The 513-nt window shown below is 32.0% G+C and carries 1 protein-coding gene; it reads right to left on the bottom strand.

Features of this window, described 5'->3' with window-relative positions; all coding sequences use genetic code 11:
• The coding region (locus KA909_RS13405) for a hypothetical protein (RefSeq protein ID WP_210130339.1) at positions 1–513 on the bottom strand (513 nt) is incomplete at both ends.

The raw sequence follows: 513 nt of genomic DNA, 5'->3' as shown, positions 1-513 counted from the left end.
AACTTAAATTTGTTAGCACTGATAGATAGCGATTGGGATAACTGCGTCATCTTCGCTCTGATTTCAGACATAGACGAAGTTAGTGTTTTTTGTTCAAACGAGAATCGCTTAGCTTCTGCAGTAGTCTTTTTATACTGATTGTCTAATTGATTTAAAGAGTTTTTCTCTTGCAAAATCTTCTCTTTCAATTCAAGAGCTTCTTTACTCATAACACCTTGTTCTCGTACTACTTTTTGATAACGACTTTCTAAAACTCTAATCGTATTTTGATGCTTTTGAATAACTGTGTTTAACTGAGTTAAATAGTTTTTATAACTTGTAGTTGATTTTTCTGCACTTTGAAAAGCCATGTTTGCGATATTCAATTGACGTTTCATTGTACCTAACACAGTATTTATTTTTTCCATTGAGAACAATGTTTGCTTAGAAGTTGTACTAAATTGTTTCATTTCGGATTGCGTAGAGTTTAATTGACGTTGATACATTTGTAATGCTCTATGCTGCTTACTGTAT

The sequence above is a fragment of the Staphylococcus sp. GDX8P54P genome, from assembly GCF_017893165.1.
GTDB classification, from domain to species: domain Bacteria; phylum Bacillota; class Bacilli; order Staphylococcales; family Staphylococcaceae; genus Staphylococcus; species Staphylococcus borealis.
The sequence above is the reverse complement of the archived record's forward strand: the minus strand, read 5'-3'. Positions and strand labels throughout refer to the sequence as shown.